The organism is Nitrobacter sp. 62-23 (assembly GCF_001897285.1).
Taxonomy (GTDB): domain Bacteria; phylum Pseudomonadota; class Alphaproteobacteria; order Rhizobiales; family Xanthobacteraceae; genus Nitrobacter.
Map to the genome: position 1 here is coordinate 19,752 of NZ_MKSM01000131.1, position 12,966 is coordinate 32,717.

At 64.1% G+C, this 12,966-nt stretch carries 11 protein-coding genes; 7 read left to right on the plus strand and 4 right to left on the minus strand.

Annotation, left to right across the window (positions count from 1 at the left end; all coding sequences use genetic code 11):
- Positions 1-4 precede the first annotated feature (4 nt).
- The 6 genes from scpA to BGO16_RS15840 all read left to right on the plus strand — a co-directional run bounded on the left by scpA (position 5) and on the right by BGO16_RS15840 (position 7,624).
- A complete protein-coding gene (scpA, locus tag BGO16_RS15815) occupies positions 5-2,170 on the plus strand; it encodes a methylmalonyl-CoA mutase (protein WP_292619937.1) in 2,166 nt (721 codons plus the stop codon).
- A 122-nt stretch (positions 2,171-2,292) separates the two neighbouring features.
- Positions 2,293-3,102: a DUF3298 and DUF4163 domain-containing protein gene (locus tag BGO16_RS15820; RefSeq protein ID WP_292620003.1), complete on the plus strand. Its 810-nt coding sequence runs from the start codon at positions 2,293-2,295 to the stop codon at positions 3,100-3,102.
- On the plus strand, positions 3,099-4,079 hold the full coding sequence (gene meaB / locus BGO16_RS15825) for a methylmalonyl Co-A mutase-associated GTPase MeaB (protein ID WP_292619939.1): 981 nt from the start codon (positions 3,099-3,101) through the stop codon (positions 4,077-4,079). The genes BGO16_RS15820 and meaB overlap by 4 nt, the downstream gene beginning before the upstream one ends.
- A gap of 67 nt (positions 4,080-4,146) precedes the next feature.
- The gene (locus BGO16_RS15830) at positions 4,147-4,812 is read left to right on the plus strand and encodes a pyroglutamyl-peptidase I (protein WP_292619941.1); all 666 of its coding nucleotides are present in this window, start codon (positions 4,147-4,149) and stop codon (positions 4,810-4,812) included.
- Between the two features lie 105 nt (positions 4,813-4,917).
- Complete coding sequence (locus BGO16_RS15835; RefSeq protein WP_292619943.1) at positions 4,918-6,180, plus strand: multidrug effflux MFS transporter; 1,263 nt, start codon at positions 4,918-4,920, stop codon at positions 6,178-6,180.
- A gap of 76 nt (positions 6,181-6,256) precedes the next feature.
- Positions 6,257-7,624 carry a TIGR03808 family TAT-translocated repetitive protein gene (locus BGO16_RS15840; protein ID WP_292619945.1) on the plus strand — a complete coding sequence of 456 codons (1,368 nt, stop codon included), beginning with the start codon at positions 6,257-6,259 and terminating at the stop codon, positions 7,622-7,624.
- 26 nt (positions 7,625-7,650) lie between these two features.
- Here the strand turns inward: BGO16_RS15840 and BGO16_RS15845 are convergent, their stop codons facing one another.
- Positions 7,651-8,187, minus strand: a complete 537-nt coding sequence (locus BGO16_RS15845; RefSeq protein WP_292619947.1) for a TIGR03809 family protein — start codon at positions 8,185-8,187, stop codon at positions 7,651-7,653.
- Between the two features lie 60 nt (positions 8,188-8,247).
- Here BGO16_RS15845 and BGO16_RS15850 point away from each other — a divergent pair, with 60 nt between their 5' ends.
- Positions 8,248-8,874: a hypothetical protein gene (locus BGO16_RS15850; RefSeq protein WP_292619949.1), complete on the plus strand. Its 627-nt coding sequence runs from the start codon at positions 8,248-8,250 to the stop codon at positions 8,872-8,874.
- Between the two features lie 515 nt (positions 8,875-9,389).
- Here BGO16_RS15850 and BGO16_RS15855 read toward each other — a convergent pair.
- The 3 genes from BGO16_RS15855 to BGO16_RS15865 form a co-directional block, all read right to left on the minus strand.
- Positions 9,390-11,276, minus strand: a complete 1,887-nt coding sequence (locus BGO16_RS15855; RefSeq protein WP_292619951.1) for a S8 family serine peptidase — start codon at positions 11,274-11,276, stop codon at positions 9,390-9,392.
- Between the two features lie 182 nt (positions 11,277-11,458).
- The gene (locus tag BGO16_RS15860; protein ID WP_292619953.1) at positions 11,459-12,154 is read right to left on the minus strand and encodes a hypothetical protein; all 696 of its coding nucleotides are present in this window, start codon (positions 12,152-12,154) and stop codon (positions 11,459-11,461) included.
- A complete protein-coding gene (locus tag BGO16_RS15865; protein WP_292619955.1) occupies positions 12,151-12,720 on the minus strand; it encodes a sigma-70 family RNA polymerase sigma factor in 570 nt (189 codons plus the stop codon). The genes BGO16_RS15860 and BGO16_RS15865 overlap by 4 nt, the downstream gene beginning before the upstream one ends.
- Positions 12,721-12,966: the final 246 nt, after the last annotated feature.

Here is a 12,966-nt window from a genome sequence, read left to right on the forward strand (position 1 = left end):
GACGATGACCCGCATTCCTAATTTCGCCGATGTCGCCTTCGAGCCGGTCGCTCCCGCCGCCGATGGCAGCGCCGAACCATCTGCGGAATCCTGGCTGACGCCCGAGGGCATCCCTGTCAAACCCGTCTACGGCGAAGCCGACCTCAACGGCATCGACTTTCTCGACACATGGCCCGGCATCGCGCCGTACCTGCGCGGCCCCTACCCGACCATGTACGTCAACCAGCCCTGGACCATCAGGCAATATGCCGGCTTCTCGACGGCCGAGGATTCCAACGCCTTCTATCGCCGCAACCTCGCCGCCGGACAGAAAGGCTTATCGGTCGCCTTCGATCTCGCTACCCATCGTGGCTACGACAGCGATCATCCGCGCGTCGCCGGCGATGTCGGCATGGCGGGGGTGGCGATCGATTCCATCTACGACATGCGCACGCTGTTCGCGGGCATCCCGCTCGACAGGATGAGCGTGTCGATGACGATGAATGGCGCGGTGCTGCCGGTGCTGGCGCTGTTCGTCGTCGCCGCCGAGGAACAGGGCGTGCCGCCTTCAAGCTTGTCAGGCACCATCCAGAACGACATCCTCAAAGAGTTCATGGTGCGCAACACCTACATCTATCCGCCTGCGCCCTCGATGCGGATCGTCTCCGACATCTTCGCCTATACCTCGCGCAAGATGCCGAAGTACAATTCGATCTCGGTCTCCGGCTATCACATGCAGGAAGCCGGCGCGACGCAGGATCTCGAACTCGCCTATACGCTTGCCGACGGCGTCGAATATGTCCGCGCCGGTCTCAATGCCGGACTCGATGTCGACCGCTTCGCGCCACGGCTGTCGTTCTTCTGGGCGATCGGCATGAACTTCTTCATGGAAGTCGCCAAGCTGCGCGCCGCGCGGTTGTTGTGGGCCAAGCTCATGAAGCCCTTCGATCCGAAGGATGCGCGCTCGCTTTCCTTGCGCACCCATTGCCAGACATCCGGCTGGTCGCTCACCGCGCAGGACGTCTTCAACAACGTGCCGCGCACCATGATCGAGGCGATGGCGGCGACGCAAGGCCACACCCAGTCGCTGCACACCAACGCGCTCGACGAAGCGCTGGCGCTGCCGACCGACTTCTCCGCGCGTATCGCCCGCAATACCCAGCTTTTCCTGCAGCAGGAAAGCGGCACCACGCGCATCATCGATCCCTGGGGCGGTTCGTACTATGTCGAGCGGCTCACGCACGATCTCGCGGTGAAGGCGTGGGGCCACATCCAGGAGGTCGAGGAACTTGGCGGCATGGCCAAGGCGATCGAAGCCGGCGTGCCGAAGCTGCGCATCGAGGAGGCTTCCGCCAAGACGCAGGCCCGGATCGACGCCGGCAGGCAGGCGGTGATCGGAGTCAACAAATACAGGCCCGAGAACGAAGCGCCGATCGACGTGCTAAAGGTCGACAACTCCGCGGTGCGCCGTCTGCAGATCGACAAGCTGGAACGGCTGCGCGGCGAACGCAACCAGCAAGATGTCGATGCTGCGCTCGCGGCGCTGACGCGCTCGGCCGGCGACGGCAACGGCAACCTGCTGGCGCTCGCCATCGATGCGGCGCGCGCCAAGGCCACCGTCGGCGAAATCTCCGATGCGATGGAAAAGGTGTTCGGCCGCCATCGCGCCGAAATCAGGGCCATCACCGGGGTCTACAAGCGCGAGGCGTCAGCCATGTCCGACAGGATATCAAGGGTGCAGGCGATGATCGACGCCTTCGAGGACGCCGAGGGTCGCCGACCGCGCATCCTGGTCGCCAAGATCGGCCAGGACGGCCACGACCGCGGCCAGAAGGTGATCACGTCCGCCTTCGCCGATGTCGGCTTCGACGTCGATATCGGACCGTTGTTCGCCACCGCCGACGAAGCCGCGCGGCAGGCGGTGGAAAACGACGTGCATATTCTCGGCGTGTCATCGCTCGCCGCCGCGCACCTGACCACCGTTCCGGAACTGAAAGCCGCACTGAGAAAACAGGGCCGCAACGACATCATGATCATCGTCGGCGGCGTGGTGCCGCCGCAGGATTATGACGCGCTTTATAAGGCCGGCGCCGAGGCGATCTTCCCGCCGGGGACGGTCATCGCCGAAGCCGCCGAGGAACTGATCCGCAAGCTCAACGCGCGGCTCGGTCATAGCGATGCGGCGGAGTAGCGCGGGGTCTGTTAAACTCTCCCCACCGTGATGCCCACGCTTGTCGCGGGCATCTACCTCTCTATGATCCGGACACCGAGACAAGGACGGCCGGGACGAGCCCGGCCATGACGAAGGTTGCCATGTTCACCAGCCTCAGTTCTATCGCGAGTCCGCTTCGGAGATTTTCACGTCTCGCGGCAGTCCTGGCATTCGCGGTCGTCGCTCCCGCCGTCGCCGCCGAACCCAAGCCCGACTTCGCCGTCAAGACGCAATACATCGACGCCAGCGTCATCCTGGACGACGGCATCAAATCGAATGGAGCGCTGGCGGCGGATTGCCTTGCCGAAGGCAAGCGTTGGGTGGAACACAACCGCGCCGACGCAGCGAAGGAGTTCAAGGCCTCGCCGGACCTGTTTCGCGATGGTCGCGCATGGACCTTCGAACGCAGCTACAGCCGTGTCTCGCAGGTGAGCGGTCGCTATGTCAGCGTGGTGCGCACCGACTATACCTATACCGGCGGCGCGCATCCCAACACCGATATCAACACCATCCTGTGGGACGACAGCGCCGCCAAACGCATCAGCATCCGGCCGTTTTTCAAGGAGACCGCCGATAACGGCCCGACGCTGAAAGCGCTGCGCAATGCCGCTGTGGCCGCAGTGAAGGCGGAGAAGGAGGCGCGCGGCATCGACGACGCAGGCGGGATCGACTGGTACAAGGGCATCGAGCCGACGCTGCTGAAGGTCGGCGCGGTGACACTTGCCGCATCGACCGAATCCGGCAAAAGCTCCGGCCTCGAATTCCACTATTCGCCTTATGCGGTCGGTCCCTATGTGGAAGGATCGTTCGTCGTCTTCGTGCCGTGGCAGACGTTCAAGGCATATCTTTCGCCGCAAGGTGCTGCGATCTTCGCCGGCGACCGCGCGAAAGCAGCCAAACAGGACAAATGACCCGTCCCCTTTTGGCCAACGACCTCGCGAGCGACGTCCGCGCCGGCAATCGCGCAGCGCTGGCGCGGGCCATCACGCTGATCGAAAGCCGCCGCGCCGATCATGAGGCGACCGCGCGCGAGCTGGTGCAGGCGCTGTTGCCGGATACCGGTAACGCCATCCGCGTCGGCATCACCGGATCGCCCGGCGTCGGCAAGTCAACCACCATCGACGCGCTCGGCATGTTTCTGATCGAGCACGGCCACAAAGTCGCGGTGCTGGCGGTGGACCCGTCCTCGGCGCGCAGCGGCGGCTCGATCCTCGGCGACAAGACGCGGATGGCGCGGCTGTCGGCTTCGGACGCAGCCTATATCCGCCCCTCGCCCGCCGCCGGCACACTCGGCGGCGTCGCGGCCAAAACACGCGAGGCGATGCTGTTATGCGAGGCCGCGGGCTTCGACGTGGTGCTGGTTGAGACGGTCGGCACCGGGCAATCCGAGACCGCGGTCTGCGACATGACGGATTTCTTTCTCGCCTTGATGCTGCCGGGCGCCGGCGACGAATTGCAGGGCATCAAGAAGGGCCTCGTCGAACTCGCCGACATGATCGCGATCAACAAGGCCGATGGCGACAACATCAAGCGCGCCAACCGCGCGGCGGCGGAATATCGCAGCGCGCTGCATATTCTCAGCCCCCGCTCCGAGCACTGGCAGCCGCCGGTCCTGACCTTTTCCGGGCTGACGGGATCGGGCATTCCGGAACTGTGGCAGAAGATCACGGAGCACCGCACCGCGATGCAGGCGTCGGGCGAGTTCGCCGCGCGGCGCAGCCAGCAGCAGGTGAAGTGGATGTGGTCGATGTTCGAGGATCGCATGAAGGCGCGCCTGCGCGGCGACGCCGCGATCCGCGCCAAAGTGAAGGCGACCGAAGCCGCAGTCGCCGACGGTCGCATCACCCCGGCGCTGGCGGCGGACCAGATCGCGGAGTTGCTGCGGTGAGCCTTCTTTTCCTCTTCCCTTGCGGAAGAGGGAAACCGCGCCTCACATGATAAAACTTTGATCCACCATGACCGCTTCACTCCGCATCCTCGTCACCGGCTTCGGCCCCTTTCCCGGCGCGCCGTTCAACCCGACCCTACCGCTGGTCGGACGGCTCGCGCGGCTGCGCCGGCCCGCGCTGGACGATGTCGTGATCGCAACCCACATTTTCCGCGTTACTTACGAGACGGTGGACCGCGAACTGCCGCAACTTCTTGCGGCGTACCGCCCGCACGCGCTCTTGATGTTCGGCCTCGCGACGCGCACGCCCTGGCTGCGGATCGAGACCCGTGCGCGCAATGCGGCAACGGCGATCTGGCCGGACCTGGACGGCGCGCGGATGAACAAACGATCGATTGCGGGCACGGCGGACGCGCGAGCCTTCGGGCCGCATGTCGTCAGGCTGCTGCGCGCGGCGCGGGCAACCGGCATCGACGCGCGCGTTTCGCGCGATCCCGGCAGCTATCTCTGCAATTACCTCTGCTGGCGCGCCGTCGAGGCCACGCGCTATCAAGCTGGGCCGCGCCTCGCCGCTTTCATCCATGTTCCGCCGCTGAAGCGCGACGGCTCGGCCCGTCGCCCCGGCGGGATCACGCTGGACCATCTGACCGATGCCGGCGAGGCCATGCTGCTGGAGATGGTGAAAGCGGCAAGGCGGGCGGGTCGCACTGACTTGGGTTCAAATTCATTGTGATCGGCCGCGCCTGCCCGGCGGTGGACAGTTTTGTTTGAAACGGGCATTGTGCAGCGCAGCAGCGATATCGATATGGACTGCGCACTGATTCTTCCGGACTAAAAAATGACCGACGCGAGCGTGGACGGGTGGGTGTCGCAAACCCATCGGCCGATGGGGTTTCCTGAGTTCGTCGCCATTGTCGCCGGCATCATGGCGCTGAACCCGATCGCGACCGATATGATGCTGCCGGCGATGCCGGATGTGCGCGACGCCTACGGGATCGCCAATCCCAACCACGTCCAGGCGGTGATCTCGGTGTATCTGGCCGGTTTCGGCGCCGGCCAGTTTATCATGGGACCACTGTCGGACCGCTTCGGCCGCCGCCCGGTCCTGATTGGAGGAATGCTGCTGTATAGCGCCGCGGGCCTTCTGTCGGTGATCGCACCGTCGTTCGGAATGATGATGCTGGCGCGCGTGCTGCAAGGCGTCGGAAGCTCGGCCGCCCGCGTCATCGCCACCTCCATCGTGCGCGACTGCTACACCGGGCGACGGATGGCGAGCGTGCTGTCACTGGCGATGATGATCTTCATCTCGGTCCCCGTTCTCGCGCCGTCGATCGGCCAGGCGATCCTGCTGTTTTCGGCGTGGCGTGGCATCTTCGTGGTGCTCACGGTCTATGGCCTCTTGGCCCTGCTGTGGTGCGCGACCCGGCTGCCTGAAACCCTTCCCCAAGCGGGACGCAAGCCGCTGACCGTCGCCAGCGTCTTCGATGCGTTCCGCCAGACCATCACCAACCGGCAGACAATCGGCTATGCGCTCGCCACCGGCGGCGTCCAGAGCGTGCTGTTCGCCTACGTATTCTGTTCGCAGCAGATCTTCACCGGGATCTACGGCCTCGGCGATTATTTTCCGCTCGCCTTCGCCGCGATCGCCATCGGCATCGCCGCCGCGGGTCTCTTGAACTCGCGCATCGTCGGACGGTTCGGCATGCGGGTGATTTCGCACGGCGCGCTCACGGGATCGGTGGTGATCTCGATGCTGACGCTGCTCGCGGCATGGCAGGGATGGCTGTCGTTTCCGGTCTACATGGTGCTGGCGATCGGCACCATGTTCGCCTTCGGGCTGATGTTCTCCAATTTCACCGCGCTCGCCATGGAACCGCAGGGACACATCGCGGGGACCGCCTCCTCGCTGTTCGGCTCCATCACCACCCTGATCGGCAGCGGCGTCGGCGCGCTGATCGGACAGGATTTCAATGGCACCATGCTGCCGTTCGCGACCGGCGCGTTCCTGTGCACGCTGGCCGCTCTCGCGGTCGTGCTCGTGGTGGAGCGCGGACGGCTGTTCGTGCCGCACAATGCGGTGGTTCCGACACCGCCGCGTTAACCCTGTCGCCAACAATCGCCTGCGTCCATCGTCGTCGTTTCAGCGCCGTTTGCGGCTTTTCGCGTTAAATCCTCGCATGGACATCGGCCGCCGCCATATCCTCGGAGCTTCCGCCGCGGGCGTCGCCGGCGCGCTGGCGATGCCGCCGGACGCCGCGCGCGCGGCGCCCCTGACGTCGACGCTGGGGCGCGATGCCTCCCATTACGGGGTGCGACCGAATTCACCGGACGACCAGACCCGCGCGCTGCAACGGGCGATCGACGAGGCGGCCCGCGCCAATGCGCCGCTCGCACTGCCGCCCGGCGTCTATCGCACCGGACTGCTGCGGCTCGCCAACGGCTCGCAACTCATCGGCACGCGCGGCGCGACAACGCTGATGTTCACCGGCGAGACATCGCTGCTGACGAGTGAGGGCGCCGACCATATCGGAATCAGCAATCTCACGCTTTCCGGCGGCGGCATTCCCCTCCCCGAGCGGCGCGGCCTCGTCCATTGCCTTGGCGGGCGCAACCTGAGGATTCTGGATTGCGAAATCACCGGCAGCGGCCGCAACGCGATCTGGCTCGAGAACGCCGCGGGCGAGATCTGCGGCAACATCATCGAGAAAACCGCGACCACCGCGATCGTCTCGTTCGATGCGCTCGGGCTGATAGTCGCACGCAACACCATTCTTGACGCCAACGACAACGGCATCGAGATCCTGCGCACCGCGATCGGCGACGACGGCTCGATCGTCACCGGCAACCGCATCGCACATATCAAGGCCGGCCCCGGCGGCTCCGGTCAGCACGGCAACGCCATCAATGCGTTCCGCGCCGGCAACGTCATCGTCAGCGGCAACCGCATCAGCGATTGCGACTACTCGGCCGTGCGCGGCAACTCCGCCTCCAACATCCAGATCACCGGCAACAGCGTCAGCGGCGTGCGCGAGGTGGCGCTGTATTCCGAGTTCGCCTTCGAGGGCGCGGTGATCGCCAATAACACCGTGGACGGCGCGGCGCTCGGGGTCTCCGTCTGCAACTTCAACGAGGGTGGCAGGCTCGCGGTCGTGCAAGGCAACATTATCCGCAACCTGTTGCCGAAGCGCCCGATCGGCACCGCCCCCGATGACGACGCCGGCATCGGCATCTATGTGGAGGCGGACACCTCGGTCACAGGAAACGTCATCGAGAACGCGCCGTCGTTCGGCATCGTGGCCGGCTGGGGCAAATATCTGCGCGATGTCGCGATCACCGGCAACGTGATCCGCAAGACTTTCATCGGCATCGGCGTTTCGGTGGTGGACGGCGCCGGCACGGCGCTGGTCAACAGCAACCTGATTTCGGATACGCCGCGCGGCGCGGTGGTCGGCCTCGATCATGCCAGGCCGATGACGCCGGATCTTACGGCAAATGGCGCTACCAAATACGCGCAGGTCGCGGCCAACGGCAACGTGGTGCGTTGAGGATCGATCGTCCTTCCGCCGCTCCGCTACAGCGCGTTGTAGCGCAGCACCGGGTAGCGCTCATGGAGGATGCGCGGGTCCGGCGCGATCGCGGTTGCCGGTTCGGTATCCGATGCCGATGCCATTTGCTTTCTTACCGGCGCGTCATCGTTCGCCTCGACCAACGCATCCTCAGGTAGTGACACGATCGACGCCAGCGCGGCATGCACCGCCGCGGTTCCCAAAAGCCTGGCCGGCGATTGCCCGGTCTCATCCTGCGTGACGGGAGCGGCCCTCACGGCCTGATCGCCGCGCGGCCGATCGATCGCCTGACCGTGCGGCGTCACCGTGCGCCGCGCCAGCCCGCGCCAGGTCTCGACGGCGGCCCTCGCCTCGCGAACGTTTTCCATGAAGGCGCGCTCGGAATGATAGCGCCGCCACCGGCCGCTTTCGTAAAGCTCAACGAGATAGCCAAGCCGCTGCTCGGCGATCTTGCACCAGCGATCGAGGATGTCCTGGGCGAAGTCCGGGGCATAGGCCTGAACGTGCTCCGGGGTATGCCCGGCGTCATATCGTTGGGTCATGGAAAAGTCCGCAGGGGGGAGAACGGACGCAGACGCAACGAACGAATCACGCAGTGCTTGATGGATATTCTGTGGAAAAGATCGGCGAAGTCCAGCACTTTGCGGCACGAATATGACGCTGCCTGTTGGGATTTCCACCGATGCGATCGTCTCAGCGATTCAGAAAGAAGATCGCTGGAAATGGAGAGACCCGCCAGAGAGGACAGCCGCCGACCGTCGATCGTTCGAAAATCCATTATTATTTATGGGCATTTCTGGAAATCGAGCGGTTCAAGGCGAAAGGCCATAAAGCGTAAAAAAAGCCCGACCGCCGATCAAGGCAGCCGGGCAAGTGGGGGGAAACAGGCCCAGGGCGGGCCCGAGTATCGCCAGGATGGTCTCCTACCGGCGATTCATGACGGCCCCCGTACCGGACCGAATCGAAGCGGGATCATGCTAGCCGCACGTGCGGCTCAAAAAATTGCGCTAGATCAATGCCTCTTGAACCGGATGGGTATGCTTGCCGGTTTCCCGAATCGGGTGGCCATGGATGGGTCGATCCTGACCATGCAGGGCGCGGAAGTTCGGCGACATTCACTCGGCCTTGCACCCGGCCTGGTCCGTCTCCCCTCGGCCGTGGCGGGCCTTTCCCTGGAAACAGCTTCACCCCGTCGTATTCTCACGCAAAGCCACTCATGTGCCCGTTGACGCATGCGCCTGCTGACGCTTGCGGATGCCATCCGATCGTTCACGCCCGCGCTGCCGCTATCCTGAGAGGCGTGTTTCTGATTCAGCAGAGCACGATTCCCAAAAGCGGAATTTGTTTTTGAAAAATATTGTTATTAATCAATAATATAAAAGACGAATCTGTTGATGTTGTTGAAACAGACTCCAGCCCTTTCCTCTTCTGATGGAATCAGAAGCGAAGCTCTTTTTTGACGCGTTTCTTTACACGAACCAGTAGCTTCGCCTGAAACGTTCCAGCAACGGAGGAACTCAATGAGCTGCAATGCTCAGTGAGTTGTAATAATAAGGAGCTGCAATAATGAAGAGACCCGCCCGGGGGGACAACCGGGCGGGTCAAGCCATATGGGCGCTGGGGTGGATGGGCGCTCGCGCCTGATACAGCCTCAGGGAGTTTTGGCTCCCACATTGCTTCTGTCGTCGCGCCTCCGGAAAACGTTCAAGGCGGTTCTTATTTTTTTACGATCCGGAAAGACTGATTATTTGGCGGAGGCAGCATCCGCAGGCAGGTCGGTGCTCGCCGCGGGCGCGGGTAATGACCGGTCCGCAGGGGTCGCGGGCTCCGCCTCGCCGGGGGTTGAAGCGGATGCGGCAGCGGCATCGGATGCGGTGGCGGGCGACGCGGGGTCGGACACCGTACTGACCGGCGCGGTTTCGTCCGCCGCGGAGACCGCGCCATCCGCCGCGGCCTTCACGGCCCCGTACCCATTCGCCTCGCCGGCGCCGAACAGATCGTCGCGGCCGGGCGCGCCGAGATCGCGCGCGCTTGTCGTCAGGATGGCGCGAACGTCCGCCGGCTTCAGCGCCGGATTGCGCTCCAGCACCAACGCCGCGAGGCCGCTGACATAGGCGGCGGAGAACGAGGTGCCCGATGTCATCTGGTATTTTCCGCCGGGCGCGGGAAGGAAGATATCGACGCCGGGAGCAGCGACCGCGATATGGCCACCGCGGTTGGAAGCTGCAAACAGACGGTCGTCGACATCGGTCGCGCTGACCGCGATCACACCGGCGTCGGCGGCCGGATAGAGCGGCGGCGATTTGGGACCGGCATTGCCGCTCGCGGCCACCATGACGATATCCTTTGCCACCAGGGCGGCGACACCGCGCGAGACCAGCGTATCCTTAGGACCGGCGAAGCTCATATTGACGACACGCGCGCCATGAGCCGCCGCATAGTCGAGGCTCCTGAGGATCGTGAACGACGTGCTCTCGGCCGCACCTTGCGTCACGCCGAACGCGCGGATCGCAAGAATTCGAGCCGATGGCGCACTCCCCATCAGCCGCGCATGGGCGACGATCGCGCCGGCAATGCCGGTGCCGTGTACGTGCGGCCCATCCCTGGCATCGAGCGCATCGAAACTCCCGGCAATCGAGCCTTCCAGTTCGGGATGATCGGCGTCGATCGCGGAATCGATCACCGCGACGACGACGCCTTTGCCGTGCGCCAGCGTATGAGCTTCCGGAATCCTCAGCTTCGCCAGCGCATATTGCGCGGGGTCGCCTTCGGCGACCGCAGCCGCCGCATTCTGGTCCTGCAGGACGTAACGGAAATTCGGCTGCACCGAGCGGATGGCGGCATCGGCGCGCAATTCCCGCTGCACATCCTCGACCGGTCTGCGGCCGGCAATGCGGAACAGGCTGACCGTGCTGCCGGTCAACGCAACATTCTGCGAGGCGATACGTACAAGCCGGTGCCTCCGCGCCAGCGCGGCGAGTTGCGCATCGGGCATGGCGGCGGTTTCGGCCACGATCTGGCCGGGCAGATAGTTGCGCGGCGCAGCCGTTTGCCCCGCATTCCGTCGAGGTCCGCCATTCTGATCCCGCGGCGGCGGGCCATTGCCTCCGAGGTCGGCGACAAACGGACGTCCGTTGCATTCGCCACTCATCACGCCGTCGCCGCGCGCGCAAACCGGATAGGTGTTGGGGGCGTAGCGAACATAGGGCAGGCCTGAGGCGGTGACCGCGGTGACCGGCTTCCGCGGTTTCGGCTTGCGGTCAACCGTCTTGCGGCGCGGGGGGCGCGATCGCCGGCCATCCGCCGGTTCGTCCTCGCGTTCGATGATGCGATAAGGAGCTTCGCTATAGGGAGCTTCGATCGCCCCCAGCGGCAGTCCATAACCCAAACCGCCATACCCCAGCCCGATGCCACGATGGCCCCAGCCCGGGTGGTAGCCGCCACCCATCCCGCCGCGTCCGGGCCTCATGCCGTCGCGCGATCCGAACGCCGAAGACGCCCTGGATCCTCCTTGCATGATGGTTTGCGCGTGAACTGCGGGAGCATCGAATCCAGCGAGCCAACACAGACCCGTCAAGGCAGCAGCGAGCACGGCGCTCCATCTCGCTAGGCTCATCACGCGCTGACGCATCGCGCAATCCTCCATCGTGGCCCTGTAGTTTTCGAGCAAAAGTTTTCGAGCATCCTCGGGCTTGACCCCGGGAATGGATACCGGTTCGCGTGAAGAAACCCGACTTAAATCAAAATCTTGAAGCTGTTGCCTCTGATGGCATCAGAAGCGACAGGCCCCTAAAGAGCCCGCGCCATGGCCTGCTATCCGGCGGGAACCGCAAGATTGACGATCCTCTCACTCTGAAGCCTGCTGATCAGTTCACCGGAGTCCTTCGCGGCCTTGCCGTCGAAACGCAACTGGAACAGGCCGCCTCTGGATACCGAAACAATCGTCGCCTGATAGGAATCGAGCAGCGCGCTGATGTCGGACATGCGCGCCTCCGGCGCGAACCGCACCAACGCTTGCGGGCCCGAATCCGTGGTCAGCCCGCGGGTCAACGGCTTGTCCGGCGCAGAGGAGGACGCGGTCTGGAACGAATGGTCTCCGTCCCTCGCCAGCATTGCGGCGATCACGCCGGCCTGAAGCAGCACTACGAGCCCGCCGACCGCGCCGCCCGCGGCCAGCATACGGGGCGAAAGTCCGGCAAAGAACTGCGATATCCGCACCGACAGGCCACGCGACATCGAAGCGCTTCGCGCCGGTTCGGCATCGATCGCGGCGAACAGCTTTTGCATCGCGCGCGCGGACGGCGCGCCCAGGTTTTCATTCAGCGAAATGGTTTCGGCATACTCCTGCTGGATGACCAGATACTGTTTCGCGAGGACCGGATCGTGTGCAAGCGCTTCCTCGACCCGGCGCGTGTCGCGCACGCTCAGCGTGCCGGCCGCATGCCACGGCAGCAGCGCCTCGACATCACCGGGGGCGTCCTTCACGATCTTCTTGTTCGCCGCCATCATGGCCAACCTCGTTCTACGCCGGCTGCCTTCAGCAGACCGGCCAATTTCTTGCGCGCATAAAACAACCGCGTCTTCACGGTGTTCTCGGGAATACCGACAATCTCTGCGACCTCTTCCACCGACTTCTCGTGGTAGTAGACAAGATCGACGATTTCCCGATGCTCAGCTGAAAGCTGCGTCAGGCACTCACGCAATGCGTTACTCGTATCCTTCTTCTGTACCGCCACCTCGGGATCGTCGGATTGATCCTCGATCGCATTGGCGGTCTCATCGTCCAGTTCGGCGTCCTTCCTGCGGCGCAGCGCCGACAGGGCCTTGAACCGCGTGATGGCCAGCAGCCAGGTAGAGACGGCGGATCGGCCCTCGAACTTGCCGGCCTGACGCCAGACATCAAGAAAGACCTCACTGATAAGATCTTCCGCGACCTGTTCGTTTCTCACGAGCCTCAGTCCGAAACGAAACACCTTGACGTGGTGCCGCCCATACAGCACCTGCATAGCGAGGCGGTCGCCTTGAGCGATCCGGGCGATCAATGTCTCATCCGATGCCGCCTGTGCCGCACTCACGGGCCGTCTCGTACAATTGGTCGGGGTTGCGGGGCTGAAGGTTCGACTGGCAACGCAAATCTTCTCAAATTGTCGGCATCGGAATCAGGCGCGAGCTAGCGGTCCTATACTACCATTTGCAACCCTAACAGAGTTCTGAATCGATCGTCGCGGACAGGCTTTGGCCCAACGCAGGTAGCACTCTACCAAGGATGAACCCGAATCAGCGGAAAGAGCAAGATGAACGGTAAAGGGCAAGATACCCTG

Excerpts from the sequence above, each read along its gene's own strand:
- BGO16_RS15845 (WP_292619947.1), bottom strand. The coding sequence starts at position 8,187 with ATGACCCAACGATATGACGCCGGGCATACCCCGGAGCACGTTCAGGCC.
- BGO16_RS15855 (WP_292619951.1), bottom strand. The coding sequence starts at position 11,276 with ATGCGTCAGCGCGTGATGAGCCTAGCGAGATGGAGCGCCGTGCTCGCT.
- meaB (WP_292619939.1), top strand. The coding sequence starts at position 3,099 with ATGACCCGTCCCCTTTTGGCCAACGACCTCGCGAGCGACGTCCGCGCC.
- BGO16_RS15850 (WP_292619949.1), top strand. The coding sequence starts at position 8,248 with ATGGATATTCTGTGGAAAAGATCGGCGAAGTCCAGCACTTTGCGGCAC.
- BGO16_RS15860 (WP_292619953.1), bottom strand. The coding sequence starts at position 12,154 with ATGATGGCGGCGAACAAGAAGATCGTGAAGGACGCCCCCGGTGATGTC.
- BGO16_RS15840 (WP_292619945.1), top strand. The coding sequence starts at position 6,257 with ATGGACATCGGCCGCCGCCATATCCTCGGAGCTTCCGCCGCGGGCGTC.
- BGO16_RS15820 (WP_292620003.1), top strand. The coding sequence starts at position 2,293 with ATGTTCACCAGCCTCAGTTCTATCGCGAGTCCGCTTCGGAGATTTTCA.
- scpA (WP_292619937.1), top strand. The coding sequence starts at position 5 with ATGACCCGCATTCCTAATTTCGCCGATGTCGCCTTCGAGCCGGTCGCT.
- BGO16_RS15830 (WP_292619941.1), top strand. The coding sequence starts at position 4,147 with ATGACCGCTTCACTCCGCATCCTCGTCACCGGCTTCGGCCCCTTTCCC.
- BGO16_RS15835 (WP_292619943.1), top strand. The coding sequence starts at position 4,918 with ATGACCGACGCGAGCGTGGACGGGTGGGTGTCGCAAACCCATCGGCCG.